This is a genomic window from Pseudomonas sp. WS 5078 (genome assembly GCF_012985745.1).
Taxonomy (GTDB): Bacteria; Pseudomonadota; Gammaproteobacteria; order Pseudomonadales; family Pseudomonadaceae; genus Aquipseudomonas; species Aquipseudomonas lundensis_A.
Genome location: NZ_JAAQWX010000007.1, coordinates 200,645 through 216,032 on the forward strand (window position 1 = coordinate 200,645; position 15,388 = coordinate 216,032).

Genomic DNA, 15,388 nt, shown 5'->3' on the forward strand with positions numbered 1-15,388 from the left:
AGATGCGCTTGGTAACTAGACGAACAAGAAGACGCGTGACAGTAAAAAATCCTCACTGCTCAGTGAAAAACACCGCGCAGTGAGGAGGCTGGCTCAGATGTCCCAGGCCAGGTTGATCGCGAAGTTGCGGCCCGGCTGAGTCAGGCGATCGAGGTTGGCCGGGTTCACGGTGGACGCTTCACCCACCCCGTCGTAGCTGCGTACGTCATCCCACAGCCAGTATTTCTTGTCGGTCAGGTTGTACACGCCTGCGCTGACGGTCACGTCACGGGTCACTTTGTAGTAGGCGCTCACGTCCACAATCCCGAACCCCGGGGTTTCGAATCGCTTGCCCTGAATGTCTGGCGCCTTGAAGGCCGTGTCGTCGATGCGGTCTTTTTTCTTGACCAGCGTCCAGCTCATCAGGCCGCCGTAGTTGTCGCGGTCATACCCGAGGCCAAACACACCGGTCAGTGGGTTGACGCTGTTGAGCGGCTGGCCGTTGTCGTCGTTGCGGCCATAGGCGTAAGCAATCGAACCTTTGGTGTACAGACCACGCGGTGCACCGAAGGCGTCCAGTTGCAACTGGCCTTTGAGTTCGATGCCCTTGATGGTGGCGTGCTTGATATTGCGGCTCTGGAAGCTGTTCAGGTCATAGCCGGGAGTGACGTTGTCTTCATCGATGAAGTCGCGGTATTTGTTGTAGAACACAGCCAGGTCAAACGAGCCTTCGTCGAAATTGCCGCGCAGGCCGGTTTCGTAGCTTTTGCTTTTTTCCGGTTCAAGGTTCGGGTTGGGCTCGACGACGTAGCCTTCCTGCAGGTTTTCGAAACGGCCATACAGCGCTTTGGCGGTTGGCGTGCGGAAGCCTTCGGAGTATTGGCCGAACCAGGTGTAGTGGTCGTTGAACGCGTAGGTCACGCCCAGTTTTGGCGAAAGGCGATGCCAGGTTTTTTCAGGGTCGCTGACAGAGTACTTGCCATCCGGGTTTACTGCGTTCAGGAACTCCTGGGTGATTTTGGGCTTGAGGCGCGTGTAGTCGTAGCGTACGCCGGGCATGAACGTCCATTGGTTCCAACTGATTTCATCCTGTGCAAACAGGCTGTAGGTGTCGATGGTCGGGTCCGGGAAGTCGCTGACTTTGGCGAACACATCGCCTTTGGCCGTGCTCAGCGCGCCCACTGCTGCGCAGTTCCTCCCGACAGCAAGGCACACCGCGCTGCCGGAACGCGAGCCGGTGACTTTGTCGTGTTTGACAGTGGTGCCGTAGGTCAGCAAATGGTCGGTCGGGCCGACCGCGAAGGCTTTGTCGAACTGTGCATCGAACACCCATTGCTGCTCTTTATAGCGGGTGTCGCGGGTGCGGTACACGTCGCGACTAAACGGGAAGTAGCGCTCTTCGGTGCTCTGGTCGGTCTTGGCCACTTGATAGTTCAGGCTCAGCTTGCCGTGGTCAGCTAGCAGGCTGTCCAGCGCGAAGGTGTTCTCAAGGCCAAAACGCTCGCGGGTGACGGTGTCAGTGCCGTTGCGCGACTTGTACATGCCCATCGGTACGCCGTAGTTAAACGGGCCACCGACCACGCTTTTCAAGTTGATGTCGCGTTCGTCCCGGTAGTTTTCGTAAGTAAACGCCAGGCGGTCGTCATCGTTGTAGTTCCAGCCAGCCTTGGCCAAGACGTTGGTGGTGTTCACGTCTTCAGGGTTGGCCGCAGTGCGGTTCAGGCCGGTGCCGCCGTGGTTGCCATAGGATTCGGTTTCGTGGCCGTCCCGGCGGCTCACATGCAGCAAACCGTCGAACTGGTCGGCACGGCCTGCCACGGTGGCGGACTTGAGCCAGCTGCGGTCGGCCGAGCTGTAACCGGTCTTCAGGCGTGCGCCTGCATCCTGACCCGGTTTGATGATGTCGTCCGGGTTGAGGGTGAAGTAGCTCACCGCGCCGCCGATGGCATTGCTGCCGTACAGCACCGAGGCCGGGCCGCGCAGAATTTCAACACGCTTGACGATCTCCGGGTCGACGTAATTACGCTGGGTTTTAGCGAACGGGCCGTTGAAGAACGAGTTGGGGATTTCAACGCCATCGACCTGCGTCAGAATCCGGTCACCGTCGATGCCGCGAATGTTGTAACCGCTGATGCCTCCGCGCAGGCCGCCTCCGCCCACGGACACGCCCGGTTCATAGCGCACCAGTTCCTTGATGGTGTTGACGTTCTGACGGTCGAGTTCTTCGCGGTCATGCACGGTCACGGTGCTGGGCACGCTGATGACGTCTTGCGCCTGGCGCGTGGCGCTGATGGTCACTTGCTGCAAGGCGAGGGTGCCGCTGCCGGGGGCGCGTTTTTCGAGGACGATGTTATTGCCGCCCAGTTTGCGATAGCCCAAATTGGTGCCGATCAACAGACGGTCCAGGGCCTTTTCTGCTGGCAGAGACCCGCGTACACCCGGGGAAGAAACGTTCTGCCCCAGCTCTGCCGGCAAACCGACTTGCCAGCCAGTGACCGCCGTAAAGTCGTTGAGCGCAGCCACCAGCGGTTGCTGGGAAATCGCAAATTTATAATTGCCCACAGCGCGGCTTTCAGATGGCGTATCGGTCGCAGCTATTGCCGGAACGGCATGTACGCCAGCCATCAGCAGGGCGACGGTCAACAACGACAAAGTACGCGGGTGCGTAGGGCGGGTGCGACCCTTGGATGAAGACCGGCTGTTGAAACGTGTGGGCATTGATAGCGCTCCGTGGTGAACGACTCTTATAGTTGCGAAGCTGACTCAAAATGCGAATCAGTTGCATTGACTAAAACGAGACGTATGACCTTGGGCTATCGCGTAAAAAAAACCGTATTCAGTTGAAAATAACCAGTGCCGGGAATTCGGAGAGGCTGGACGAGGTGATGTGGGCGAGGGAGCGGACGATGTCCAGAGGCTGGTCCAGACGGTAATTGCCGGTCACTGCGATGCTGGCCAGTTGCTCGTTATTGTTGACGATCCAGCCGGGGTAATAGCGCCGCACTTCATCCAGCACTTTGCTCATGGGGCAATTTTCAAACACCAGTCGTCCCTGAACCCACGCCAGATCGGTTTGCGGATTGAGCTTGACCGGTTGGCCAAAACCATTGGGGCCGATACTCACACTGTTACCGGCAGACAACCGCATCTGCGTGCCAATGCTGTTCATGCGTAAATCGACATCACCCCGTTGTACGCGTACTTGAGCCTGCCCGTTGAGGTAGCTGACGGCGAAAGCAGTGTCGCGCACGCTGACGCGCACCGGCCCGGCATCGAGAACCAGCGGGCGTTCAAGATTGGCTGGCACCTCGAAAAATGCTTCGCCCTGATACAACCGCGCATTACTTTGCGCATTGATCCTGTCGCTGGAGAACGCCGAATTGGTGTTGAGCAACACTTTTGAACCGTCTTCCAGCTCCAGGTGCTGGCGCTCGCCCACCACGGTCAAGTGATCGGCCTGCAAGCGCAATGGCACATTGCTGTAACTGCCCACAGCAATGACCAGTACCGCGGCAGTGGCCACGTGCTTCCAGTGACGGCCAATACGTCGCAACAGCGTAGGCGCACGCCGGGTGTTCAGGGTACGTGCCGCTTCAATCAGCGGCTGGCTGTTCCATGCGGCATTGGCTTTGGCAAACGCTTGGGCATGGGCCGGATCTGCCTTGAGCCACATTTGGAACGCTGCTTTTTCGGACGCGTCGGCACACTCCAGGGTGATCAGCCAGTCCAGCGCCTGATCCATGGCGCTGTCTTGCAGAGCATCCTGCGCCAGTTCCGGCACGGCAGGGGGTGGAGTGTCCTTCACGGGTGATCCTTGGCAGTCTCAGGCACAGTGTTGTTCAACGTCTCGGAATCCATGGCGTGAAAGCTGCCATATCGGAATTTTCTTACGGGTGTGTCCCGGCAAGATTACGGCCGATTGATTCGATCGGCTACCCCGACACAGATTGCCATGATCAGTTTGAGTTCCTTTTGAACCGTGCTCAGAGACACCTCAAGCGCCTGGGCGATCTCCTGGTAACTGCAACCATGCAGGCGACTGAGTATGAAAATCCGCTGCTGGCGTGCGCTTAGCTGGCTAAGGCTCACACTCAAACGCTCCAGTAGTTGTGCGGCTTGATGGGCTTCTTCGGGGGTGCTGAGAGAGGAAGGGACGCCTTCGATGACGTCGGTGGGCACGTCTTCGAGCACCGTACGCGACTGAATGCGCCGCGAGCGCAGGTGGTCGAGTGCCAGGTTGCGTGCGGTCTGGAACACAAACGGCTCAAGATGCTCGACCGTGCGTTCGTTCAACGCGCGGGTGACGCGCAGGTAAGTCTCGTGCAACAGGTCCTCAGCGGTACTCGGGTTGTTGACCATGCGCTGCAAGGTGCGCAACAGGATCACCCGTTGCGTCAGGAAGACGTGATTGAAGTGGGACTGACTCACAGCACTACCAGACCAGATATTAGCGAATGATAATGCTTATCATCTATGGGCTGGGTCAAGCGCTGTTTTTGTTACCGGCTGTTTAAGCGGCCAATAACGCCAGCAGCGCTGCGGGTTTACACACGTCCCTTTAAATACGCAGCGTAATCAGGGATCCGGTGATCGTGGGGCTGGCTCATGAGCGGGCTGCTGAGCAGGTAATCCGCGCTGCATTCATTGCACGCCACGGGGATGTTCCAGACTGCTGCGACCCGCAACAGGGCCTTGATATCCGGATCATGGGGCTGCGGCTCGAAAGGGTCCCAGAAGAACACCAGCATGTCGACCCGTTGCTCGGCGATGCGTGCGCCCACTTGCTGATCCCCGCCCAACGGGCCGCTGATCATGCTTTCGATCGGCAGCCCAAGGTGCTGGCTCAGCAGCAGACCGGTGGTGCCGGTGGCGCACAGGTCATGCTGGCTGAGGGTGGCCTTGTGGCGTTCAGCCCACTCCAGCAGAAACCCTTTGCAGTGATCGTGAGCCACCAGGGCGATACGCTTGCGCGCCGCCAGGGTGGCCGTCGTAAAGCTGATACCGATCATCGCGTCACTCCGCGTTGCACAGCGCCAGGCAGTTATCGAGCATGCGGTTGGAGAAGCCCCATTCGTTGTCGTACCACGCCAGCACTTTGAGCATTTTGCCGCTGACCTTGGTGTGGTTGGCATCGAAAATCGACGACAGCGGGTTGTGGTTAAAATCGCTCGATACCAGTGGCAGGCTGTTATAGCCCAACACTTTGGAATGCTGGCTGGCCTCCTTAAACAGTGCGTTGACTTCAGCGGCCGTGGTTTCGCGCTTGAGCTCAACGGTCAGGTCAACCAGCGACACGTTGATTACCGGGACGCGTACCGCCATGCCGGTCAATTTCCCCGCCAGTTCCGGCAGTACCAGGCCCACCGCTTCAGCGGCCCCGGTTTTACTCGGGATCATGTTCTGCGTGGCCGAGCGCGCGCGGTAGGGGTCGCTGTGGTAAACGTCGGTCAGGTTCTGGTCATTGGTGTAGGCGTGGATGGTGGTCATCAAGCCGTTTTCGATGCCCAGTTCGCGGTGCAAGATGTGTGCGACCGGCGCCAGGCAGTTAGTGGTACAGGAAGCACTGGAAATAATTTGATGCGATTGGCGCAGGATGTCGTGGTTCACGCCATACACCACGGTCGCATCAGCGTTTTTGCCCGGTGCGGAGATGATGACCTTGCGCGCGCCAGCGCTAATATGTGCTTGAGCTTTGCTGCGTTCGGTGAACAAACCGGTACATTCGAACACCACGTCGATCTTCAAGGCAGCCCACGGCAGTTCAGCCGGGTTACGAATGGCAGTGACGGCAATGCGGTCGCCATTGACAGTCAGGCTTTCCTGATCGTGTTCAACGGTGGCATCGAAAGTACCGTGAACGGTGTCGTACTTGAGCAGGTGGGCGTTGATTGCGCTGTCACCCAGATCGTTGATGGCGACGATCTGCAGGTCCTGACGGTAGCCTTGGGTATACAGTGCGCGCAGGACGTTGCGGCCGATCCGGCCAAAACCATTGATTGCGATTCGTAGAGTCATGGAAAGCGCCTGCCATCGATTTGTTGTTGGAATTACAAGATTATTCGCATAGAAATAGAAAACAAGCCATTTTGGTGGCAATATTTTGTTTTATCTACAACGAGTGACCTGAATCAACGGGTCCAAATGATCGAAGTGCGTGTCTGGCCCCTCGATCAGCATAGGACACGCACAGGTCGCCACATCCGTTAGCCTGGAGTTCAACACATGCATCCCCGCGTTCTTGAAGTCACCGAGCGTCTTATTGCCCGCAGTCGAGCAACCCGTGAGGCATACCTGACACTCATTCGCGGCGCCGCCAGTGACGGCCCGCAACGCGGCAAGCTGCAATGTGCCAATTTCGCCCATGGCGTGGCCGGATGTGGCACAGAAGATAAAAACAACCTGCGCTTGATGAACGCCGCCAATGTGGCGATTGTTTCGTCATATAACGACATGCTGTCGGCGCATCAGCCGTACGAACACTTTCCCGAACAAATCAAAAAGGCCCTGCGTGAAATGGGCTCTGTGGGTCAATTCGCCGGCGGAACCCCGGCGATGTGCGATGGCGTGACCCAAGGTGAGGCGGGCATGGAGCTGAGCCTGCTGAGCCGCGAAGTGATCGCCCTGTCGACGGCGGTCGCGCTGTCCCACAACATGTTCGACGCCGCGCTGATGCTGGGCATTTGCGACAAGATCGTGCCGGGCTTGATGATGGGCGCCCTGCGTTTCGGTCATCTGCCGACGATCTTTGTGCCGGGCGGGCCGATGCCATCAGGCATTTCCAACAAGGAAAAAGCCGACGTGCGCCAGCGCTACGCCGAAGGCAAAGCCAGCCGCGAAGAGCTGTTGGAGTCGGAGATGAAGTCTTACCACAGCCCCGGCACGTGCACGTTCTATGGCACCGCCAACACCAACCAGCTGTTGATGGAAGTGATGGGACTGCATTTGCCGGGTGCCTCGTTCGTCAATCCCTACACACCATTGCGTGATGCGCTGACACGCGAGGCCGCGCATCAAGTCACCCGTCTGACCAAGCAAAGCGGCAACTTCATGCCGTTGGGCGAGATTGTGGATGAGCGCTCGCTGGTCAATTCGATTGTGGCGCTGCATGCCACCGGCGGCTCCACCAACCACACGTTGCATATGCCCGCCATCGCACAGGCCGCAGGTATTCAACTGACCTGGCAAGACATGGCGGACCTCTCCGAGGTGGTGCCTACCTTGTCCCACGTCTATCCCAACGGCAAGGCCGACATTAACCACTTCCAGGCTGCGGGGGGCATGGCGTTCCTGATTCGCGAGCTGCTGGAAGCCGGCTTGCTGCATGAAGACGTCAACACTGTCGCTGGCCGGGGATTGAGCCGTTACACCCGTGAACCGTTCCTGGTGGACGGTGAGCTGGTATGGCGTGAGGGCCCGATTGAAAGCCTCGACGAGAGCATCCTGCGCCCTGTGGCGCGTGCCTTTTCGGCAGAGGGCGGCTTGCGCGTAATGGAAGGCAACCTGGGCCGTGGGGTGATGAAAGTCTCGGCCGTGGCGCCCGAGCATCAACTTGTCGAAGCTCCGGCACGGGTGTTTCAGGATCAGCAACAACTGGCGGATGCGTTCAAAGCCGGTGAGCTGGAACACGATTTTGTCGCCGTGATGCGTTTTCAGGGACCTCGCTCCAATGGCATGCCGGAACTGCACAAAATGACGCCCTTTTTGGGGGTATTGCAGGATCGCGGTTTCAAAGTCGCGTTGATTACGGACGGACGCATGTCGGGCGCTTCGGGCAAAATTCCGGCGGCAATCCACGTCAGTCCCGAAGCCGCCGTCGGCGGCCCGCTGGCCCGCGTGCAGGATGGCGACATGATTCGCGTCGACGGGGTCAAAGGGACGTTGCAACTGTTGGTGGATGAGGCAGAATTCGCCGCGCGCACCCCGGCCATCGGCACCCTGAGCGACGCGGTAGGTACCGGGCGTGAGTTGTTTGCGTTTATGCGTCAGGCCTTCAGTTCGGCCGAGCAGGGCGCCAGTACCTTTACCTCGTCTCTGGAAAACCTTAAATGAAGCTTGCTTTGGTCGGTGACATCGGCGGCACCAATGCGCGGTTTGCGTTGTGGGAAAACGATCAATTGCGCGCTATCAGCGTGCTGGCCACCGCCGACTTTGCATGCCCGGAAGACGCCATCGCGCTCTACCTGCAAGGCCTGGACTTACCGTTGGGCGCGGTAGGTGCGGTTTGTCTGTCGGTGGCCGGACCGGTCAGCGGCGATGAATTCCGCTTTACCAATAATCACTGGCGCCTGAGCCGTTCGGCGTTTTGTCAGACCTTACAAGTGGACAACCTGCTGCTAATCAATGATTTCAGTGCCATGGCGCTGGGCATGACGCGCTTGCAACCCGGCGACGTGCGCCAGGTGTGTGCCGGTCTGGCAGAACCCACGCGACCTGCGGTGGTGATCGGGCCCGGCACCGGGCTTGGCGTTGGCACGCTGTTGAATCTGGGCGAAGCGCAGTGGAGGGCTTTACCGGGGGAGGGGGGGCATGTCGACTTGCCGATGAGTACGCCGCGTGAAGTCCAGTTGTGGCAGCACATTTATAACGAAATCGGCCATGTCAGCGCCGAATCTGTGTTGAGTGGCAGCGGACTGCCGCGTGTCTACCGTGCCATCTGCGCCGTTGATGGCCATACGCCGGTGCTGGACACCGACCGGGCGATCACCGCTGCAGCTTTGGCAGGTGATCCGATTGCTTTGCAAGTGATCGAGCATTTCAGTTGCTGGCTGGGTCGGGTGGCGGGCAATAATGTCCTGACGCTGGGCGGACGGGGTGGGGTGTACATTGTCGGTGGCGTAGTGCCACGTTTCGCCGATCTTTTTCTGGCCAGCGGTTTCGCCCACAGCTTTGCTGATAAGGGTTGCATGAGCGACTACCTCAAGGGCATACCGGTGTGGCTGGTGACGGCGCCGTATCCGGGGTTGATGGGGGCGGGCGTAGCACTGCAACAAGCGTTCGCCTGACCGCGAAACCCCGGACTCACAAAAATAATAAGGAACACCGCTGTGAGCTCACTCGGTAAATCCATTTTGCTGGTCGACGACGATCAGGAAATTCGTGAACTGCTGGATATCTACCTGACCCGCGCCGGTTTTCAGGTGAGCACGGTGGGTGATGGCGCAAGCTTTCGCAACGCCCTCGAACACACACCCTGCGATTTGTTGATTCTGGACGTCATGTTGCCCGACGAGGATGGCTTCAGCCTGTGTCGCTGGGTCCGGCAGCATCCGCGTTGTGCCCGCACGCCCATCATCATGCTCACCGCCAGTTCCGATGAAACTGACCGCGTGCTCGGTCTGGAACTGGGCGCCGACGACTACCTTGGAAAACCGTTCAGCCCCCGCGAATTACAGGCGCGAATCAAGGCGCTGCTGCGGCGTGTGGAATTTGCCACTGCTGGCGCAGGGGCAGGCCATGAAATCATGGCGTTTGAAGCGTGGCGCCTGAACACCGTTACCCATCGGCTATTTCACACGGACGGCGAAGAGGTGATTCTGTCGGGGGCCGACTTTGCCTTGCTCAAACTGTTTCTCGACCACCCGCAACAAATTCTGGACCGCGACACCATCGGCAATGCCACCCGTGGTCGCGACCTGATGCCGCTGGATCGAATTGTCGACATGGCAGTCAGCCGTTTGCGCCAGCGCCTACGCGATACGGAAAAGCCCCCGCGATTGATCCGCACCATTCGCGGCAGCGGCTATCAGTTGGCTGCCGAGGTCACGACAGGTCATGGCCATTAAGTACTGGCGCACGCCGCGTATGCCCCGTTCATTGCTTGGCCGCATGCTGTTGCTCACGTTGATCGCCATCTTGCTGGCACAAACCTTGTCCAGCGTGATCTGGCTGTCGCAACTGCGGGCGACGCAACTGCAAGGGCTCGTCACCAGTGCGCGCAGCCTAGCGCATTCGATGAATGCCACCGTCAGTTATATGAAGTCACTGCCGCTGGCCTACAGGCCGCTGGTCCTGGACCAGATGCGCAGCATGGGCGGCACGCGCTTTGTTGTGAGCCTCAATGAGCGGCCCCTGGAGATGCGCGCGTTGCCGCTGACACAGCGCAAACAGGCTGTCCTTGAGGCCGTGGACCAGGTGCTGCGTGAATCCTTGGGCCCCGCTGTCGACATGTCGGTGAAATTCGTCAGCCCGCAAGACCTGCGGATTTTCAATGCCGGCCTGACGCTGGATGAGCTGCCACGTTCCTGGGCGCACTTTGCCCTGACGCTGGAACCGGTCAATCCCCCAGTTCTGGTGACGCAAATCCAAATGTCCCCCGGAGAGTGGCTGTACATCGCTTCCTTACTGCCCCAGCCTTACACCAGCCTCGAGGAAGAAGGCCTGCCCGCGATGCAGTTATGGTTTATCGCGCTGAGCAGCGGGTTCTTGTTGCTCTCCATCGGTTTGCTGGTGCATTGGCAAAGTCGTCCCCTCAAGCGTCTGGCTCGCGCTGCGCGGGATTTGTCGCTGGGCGAGGAAGACGTCGAGCCGGTCGAGATCGGGGGCGGCAGCGAGGTGGCTGAGGTCGGGCGAGCGTTTAATACCATGCGGGTACGCATCAGCCGTTACCTCACGGAGCGCAGCCAATTGTTCAGCGCAATTTCCCACGACCTGCGGACCCCGATCACCCGATTGCGCTTGCGCGTCGAGCTACTGGAAGACGAGGCGTTACAACACAAGTTCGGGCGGGATCTTGATGAGCTTGAGTTGCTGGTCAAAGGTGCTTTGCAATGTGTGAAAGACACCGATATTCACGAGAACATCGAATCGGTGAACCTGACTCTTTTGCTGGATTGTCTGATCGAGCCCTACGTGCTGCCGCACGGTAATGGTCGCGTCACAGTGACCGGGCGCGCGTTGCGGCCCTTTTCCGGCAAACCCCTGGCCTTGCGGCGCTGCATGGGTAACTTGATCGACAATGCGCTCAAGTACGGCAAGCACGCGCATTTGGTGATCGAAGACCATGCGCACACGTTCGTCTTGCATGTAGACGATGACGGCCCCGGGGTTCCTGAGCAGCGGCTGGAACAAGTGTTCGAGCCGCATTTTCGGCTGTCCGGGCATCAGCAGGGCTATGGTTTGGGGCTGGGTATCGCCCGCAACATCGCCCATAGCCACGGAGGGGAAGTCAGCTTGCAGAACCTGCGCGAGGGTGGCTTGCGGGTCACGTTGTCGATACCGCGAGCGGCGGATTAAAACGGGCCCGGGGAGTTCCCGGCCCAAGACTGCAAGAGCAACATCGCAAACCTTCGGGTCATTTGCCGCTTGCCGCCAAATGCCGACTGATGGACAGGCTTGCCTGTTCTGGCGTAATGGGCAGCACGGGCTCCAGGCAAGAACTGGCAGCGGGCTCGGTTTCGGGTTCTTGAACCTTTTTGCTCATGGCCGCTTTGATACGATTTTCTCGAATGCGTGCGCTGGTTTGACTGAAGTGCTGCTGCAGCTTTTCCATGGCCACGTCGTAAGGTTCGTTACACAGCGTTAACTGCCGCTCGCGCTCTTGCAGTGCCATCATTTTGGCCTGCTCGTCGCCATAACGGTCGATGCGAAAACTTTTGCTCAAGTTGTAACCGTGAATGCGGGTTGTGGCCCGCCAATATTCAATATTGTTGGACTGGATCCGGTAAACCCCGGCATGGCCGCTGGTGTTGTGAGGCATCAAGCGTTGACGGCTCTCATAGCTAAAGGTCTGCGGCATTTTCAACACCCATTGATTGCGCGCATGCTCAGCGGCCTGTAACGCTGCGTCTATACCGCCATACTCGTTCGCATCGAACACTTGAACGTGTACTTTTCCTGCACGCTGGATATCGACTTTCCAGGCGTAAATCTCACCGTTCTGATGTTTAAGCGGGTAGATGAAGTGCTGGTTGGGCAGAAAAGGGTTACTTCTGGACATGGCTGTTATCTCCTGATGGGTGTCGACATCCGTTCATAAGTTGTAACGATGTAGAGAAGATTCGCCGATGTATTTAATGGGTACAACGTGGGAAAGGGACTTAGGGATGCGTCCTACAGGCAATGCGGAAATTGCTTTACACGTCTGATGGAAAAGAATCTTCTTTTTTTCAGATTCACCAGCTTGTAGTACGTGAATGCTGTTTAAAACGATCGTATTTACGTGCTTTGTCACTGGATGGTGACAAAGACGCATCTCTTCGTTACGTGCGGCCAATGCCGGATGACTACACTCGACCCAAGCGCAAGCACCAGACTTGCCCCGTCATAACAACAAGAAAGGTCTACCGATGAACGCGTTCAATCGCCTCGCCCTTGTTATTTCTCTCGCCTCCATTTTCCCTCTCAATGCCTATGCAGCCGACACCAACGGTAACGTTGAAGTGGTGCACTGGTGGACGTCAGGTGGCGAAGCCAAAGCAGTCGATGTGCTGAAAAAGCTGGTCGAAAAAGACGGCTACACCTGGCAGGACAGCGCGGTGGCAGGGGGCGGTGGCGCAGCGGCCATGACCGTGCTCAAGACCCGTGCCGTGTCGGGTAACCCGCCGTCTGCCGCGCAAATCAAGGGACCCGATATTCAGGACTGGGCCTCCCTCGGCTTGCTGACCAACGTGGATGAAGTGGCAAAGACCAACAACTGGGAAAAGCTGCTCCCCAAAACGGTCTCCGACACCATGAAGTACGACGGCCACTACGTAGCCGTACCGGTGAACATCCATCGTGTGAACTGGCTGTGGATCAACCCTGAAGTCTTCAAGAGCGCCGGTATCGAAAAGGCGCCTACCACCCTGGATGAACTGTATGCCGCAGGCGACAAGCTCAAAGCGGCCGGTTTTATTCCATTGGCCCACGGCGGACAACCCTGGCAGGACAGCACAGTGTTCGAGGACCTGGTGCTGAGTGTTATGGGGCCAGAGGGCTACAAAAAGGCTTTTGTAGACCTCGACGAAGGGACGTTGACCAGCCCGCAGATGACCGAAGTCTTCACCCACCTGAAAAAGCTGAAGGGCTATATGGATCCGGACGGCACGGGGCAGGACTGGAACCTGGAAGCAGCCAAGGTCATTAACGGCAAGGCCGGTATGCAGATCATGGGCGACTGGGCGAAAAGTGAATGGACGGCGGCCGGCAAAAAAGCCGGCACGGATTACCAATGCGTGCCATTCCCCGGTACCGACGGCAGCTTCAGCTACAACATCGATTCACTGGCGATGTTCAAGCTGGCCAAAAAGAATGACACCCCCGGCAACAATGCAGCACGTGACGATCTGGCCAAAGTCGCGCTGGAACCTGAGTTCCAGTACGTCTTCAACCAGAACAAAGGCTCGATTCCGGTTCGCAATGACCTGGACATGAGCAAGTTCGACAGCTGTGCTCAAGCCTCGGCCAAAGACTTTGCCGGCGCGGGTGAAAAAGGCCAGGTGCCAAGCATGGCCCACAACATGGCCACCTCCCTGGCGGTGCAGGGGGCGATCTTCGACACCGTGTCCAACTTCATGAGTGACAAAAACGCCGACCCGTCAAAGGCAGGCAAGAAACTGTTTGCAGCGATCAAGGCAGCCCAGTAATCCGCTGACATGAACCGCCGCACGCCCGTGCGGCGTCCTCTTATTTACCCGGCTTGTGCGGCATTTGCAGTGGCAGATGCCGGCATACCCTCTCGGGAGCAATTCGATGAGTGCCGTGGCTGTTTTGAGTAAAGCCTCGCCGTTTGATGCGCTGCAACGCTGGTTGCCCAAGTTGGTATTGGCACCCAGCATGCTGATCGTATTGGTTGGCTTCTATGGCTACATTCTGTGGACCTTTGTGCTGTCGTTCACCAACTCCAGTTTCATGCCCAGCTACAAATGGGTGGGCATGCAGCAATACGTGCGCCTGATGGAAAACGATCGCTGGTGGGTGGCCAGTAAAAACCTGGCAGTGTTTGGCGGTTTGTTCATTGCCATCAGCCTGGTGTTAGGCGTGTTTCTGGCCGTGCTACTCGACCAGCGCATCCGCAAAGAAGGCTTCATTCGCACCATTTACCTGTACCCGATGGCGCTGTCGATGATCGTCACCGGTACCGCCTGGAAATGGCTGCTCAATCCCGGGCTCGGCCTCGACAAGATGCTCCGCGACTGGGGGTGGGAGGGCTTTCGGTTCGACTGGCTGCTGGATCAGGACCGTGTGGTGTACTGCCTGGTGATCGCCGCCGTGTGGCAAGCCTCGGGGTTTGTGATGGCGATGTTTTTGGCCGGGTTGCGCGGTGTGGATCAATCTATCATTCGCGCCGCTCAAGTCGATGGTGCAAGCCTGCCGACCATCTATTTACGCATCGTGTTGCCCAGCCTGCGTCCGGTCTTTTTCAGCGCGTTCATGATTCTGTCGCACATCGCGATCAAGAGTTTTGACCTGGTGTCCGCGATGACCGCAGGTGGGCCGGGTTACTCGTCTGACTTACCGGCCATGTTCATGTACTCCTTTACGTTCAGCCGTGGGCAAATGGGCGTCGGCTCTGCCAGTGCAATCATGATGCTGGGGGCGATCCTGGCCATTCTGGTGCCGTACCTGTATTCCGAACTGAGGAATAAACGCCATGATTAATGCGCAGCGTTTTACCTTCAGCCGTCTGGCGATTTACGCCACGTTGATCCTCGCCGCAGCGGTGTATCTGGTGCCTCTGGTGGTGATGTTGCTCACCAGTTTCAAAAGCCCGGAAGACATCCGCACCGGCAACCTGCTGAGCTGGCCGCAGGTGATCGACGGGATTGGCTGGATCAAGGCCTGGGACACGGTGGGCGGCTATTTCTGGAACTCGGTCAAAATCACCGTTCCGGCGGTGCTGATCTCCACGTTCATCGGCGCCCTGAACGGGTATGTCCTGTCGATGTGGCGCTTTCGCGGCTCGCAGCTGTTTTTCGGATTGCTGTTGTTCGGCTGCTTCCTGCCGTTCCAGACCGTCTTGCTGCCAGCCTCGTTCACCATCGGCAAGCTGGGGCTGGCCAACACCACCACCGGTCTGGTGCTGGTGCACGTCGTCTACGGGCTGGCCTTCACTACGCTGTTTTTCCGTAACTACTACGTAAGCATCCCCGACGCACTGGTCAAGGCGGCGCGTCTGGACGGTGCGGGGTTCTTCACGATTTTCGGGCGGATTCTGCTGCCGATGTCGGTGCCGATCATCATGGTGTGCCTGATCTGGCAGTTCACTCAAATCTGGAACGACTTTCTGTTCGGCGTGGTGTTTGCCAGTGGCGACGCGCAGCCCATCACTGTGGCGCTGAACAATTTGGTCAACACCAGCACCGGGGCCAAGGAATACAACGTCGACATGGCTGCGGCCATGATTGCCGGGCTGCCGACACTGCTGGTCTACATTTTTGCGGGCAAGTATTTCCTGCGCGGGCTGACGTCCGGCGCGGTCAAGGGGTAACGC

At 58.3% G+C, this 15,388-nt stretch carries 13 protein-coding genes; 7 read left to right on the plus strand and 6 right to left on the minus strand.

The genetic code is table 11. The features are described from left to right. Positions 1-93: 93 nt before the first annotated feature. The 5 genes from HBN68_RS12090 to gap all read right to left on the minus strand — a co-directional run bounded on the left by HBN68_RS12090 (position 94) and on the right by gap (position 5,994). Positions 94-2,697 (minus strand): TonB-dependent receptor, encoded by a 2,604-nt coding sequence (locus HBN68_RS12090; RefSeq protein ID WP_169964230.1) that lies wholly within the window; start codon positions 2,695-2,697, stop codon positions 94-96. Between the two features lie 118 nt (positions 2,698-2,815). Next, positions 2,816-3,721: a FecR domain-containing protein gene (locus HBN68_RS12095; RefSeq protein WP_169964278.1), complete on the minus strand. Its 906-nt coding sequence runs from the start codon at positions 3,719-3,721 to the stop codon at positions 2,816-2,818. A gap of 167 nt (positions 3,722-3,888) precedes the next feature. Next, positions 3,889-4,407, minus strand: a complete 519-nt coding sequence (locus tag HBN68_RS12100) for a sigma-70 family RNA polymerase sigma factor (RefSeq protein ID WP_094994223.1) — start codon at positions 4,405-4,407, stop codon at positions 3,889-3,891. A 116-nt stretch (positions 4,408-4,523) separates the two neighbouring features. Then, positions 4,524-4,988, minus strand: coding sequence for a methylglyoxal synthase (locus tag HBN68_RS12105; RefSeq protein WP_094994224.1), 465 nt, complete (start codon positions 4,986-4,988; stop codon positions 4,524-4,526). A 4-nt stretch (positions 4,989-4,992) separates the two neighbouring features. Further along, positions 4,993-5,994 carry a type I glyceraldehyde-3-phosphate dehydrogenase gene (gene gap, locus HBN68_RS12110; protein ID WP_094994225.1) on the minus strand — a complete coding sequence of 334 codons (1,002 nt, stop codon included), beginning with the start codon at positions 5,992-5,994 and terminating at the stop codon, positions 4,993-4,995. A 207-nt stretch (positions 5,995-6,201) separates the two neighbouring features. On the opposite strand from gap, the gene edd reads away from it, so the two are divergent. From edd to HBN68_RS12130, 4 genes are read left to right on the plus strand one after another with little or no spacing between them, the layout of a single operon-like run. After that, on the plus strand, positions 6,202-8,028 hold the full coding sequence (gene edd / locus HBN68_RS12115) for a phosphogluconate dehydratase (RefSeq protein WP_094994226.1): 1,827 nt from the start codon (positions 6,202-6,204) through the stop codon (positions 8,026-8,028). Continuing rightward, positions 8,025-8,981, plus strand: a complete 957-nt coding sequence (locus tag HBN68_RS12120) for a glucokinase (protein WP_094994227.1) — start codon at positions 8,025-8,027, stop codon at positions 8,979-8,981. Before edd ends, HBN68_RS12120 begins: the two co-directional genes overlap by 4 nt. A 42-nt stretch (positions 8,982-9,023) precedes the next feature. Beyond that, positions 9,024-9,761: a response regulator transcription factor gene (locus tag HBN68_RS12125; RefSeq protein WP_169964232.1), complete on the plus strand. Its 738-nt coding sequence runs from the start codon at positions 9,024-9,026 to the stop codon at positions 9,759-9,761. A 19-nt stretch (positions 9,762-9,780) separates the two neighbouring features. Further along, a complete protein-coding gene (locus HBN68_RS12130; RefSeq protein WP_169964280.1) occupies positions 9,781-11,211 on the plus strand; it encodes an ATP-binding protein in 1,431 nt (476 codons plus the stop codon). 58 nt (positions 11,212-11,269) lie between these two features. On the opposite strand, the gene HBN68_RS12135 is transcribed toward HBN68_RS12130, so the two are convergent. After that, complete coding sequence (locus HBN68_RS12135) at positions 11,270-11,914, minus strand: AP2 domain-containing protein (RefSeq protein WP_169964234.1); 645 nt, start codon at positions 11,912-11,914, stop codon at positions 11,270-11,272. 349 nt (positions 11,915-12,263) lie between these two features. Here HBN68_RS12135 and HBN68_RS12140 point away from each other — a divergent pair, with 349 nt between their 5' ends. The 3 genes from HBN68_RS12140 (at position 12,264) to HBN68_RS12150 (ending at position 15,385) form a co-directional block, all read left to right on the plus strand. Beyond that, on the plus strand, positions 12,264-13,541 hold the full coding sequence (locus HBN68_RS12140) for an ABC transporter substrate-binding protein (protein ID WP_169964237.1): 1,278 nt from the start codon (positions 12,264-12,266) through the stop codon (positions 13,539-13,541). 106 nt (positions 13,542-13,647) lie between these two features. Continuing rightward, positions 13,648-14,556: a sugar ABC transporter permease gene (locus tag HBN68_RS12145; protein WP_094994232.1), complete on the plus strand. Its 909-nt coding sequence runs from the start codon at positions 13,648-13,650 to the stop codon at positions 14,554-14,556. Then, positions 14,549-15,385, plus strand: a complete 837-nt coding sequence (locus HBN68_RS12150) for a carbohydrate ABC transporter permease (protein ID WP_047277053.1) — start codon at positions 14,549-14,551, stop codon at positions 15,383-15,385. The genes HBN68_RS12145 and HBN68_RS12150 overlap by 8 nt, the downstream gene beginning before the upstream one ends. The last annotated feature ends 3 nt before the right edge of the window (positions 15,386-15,388 follow it).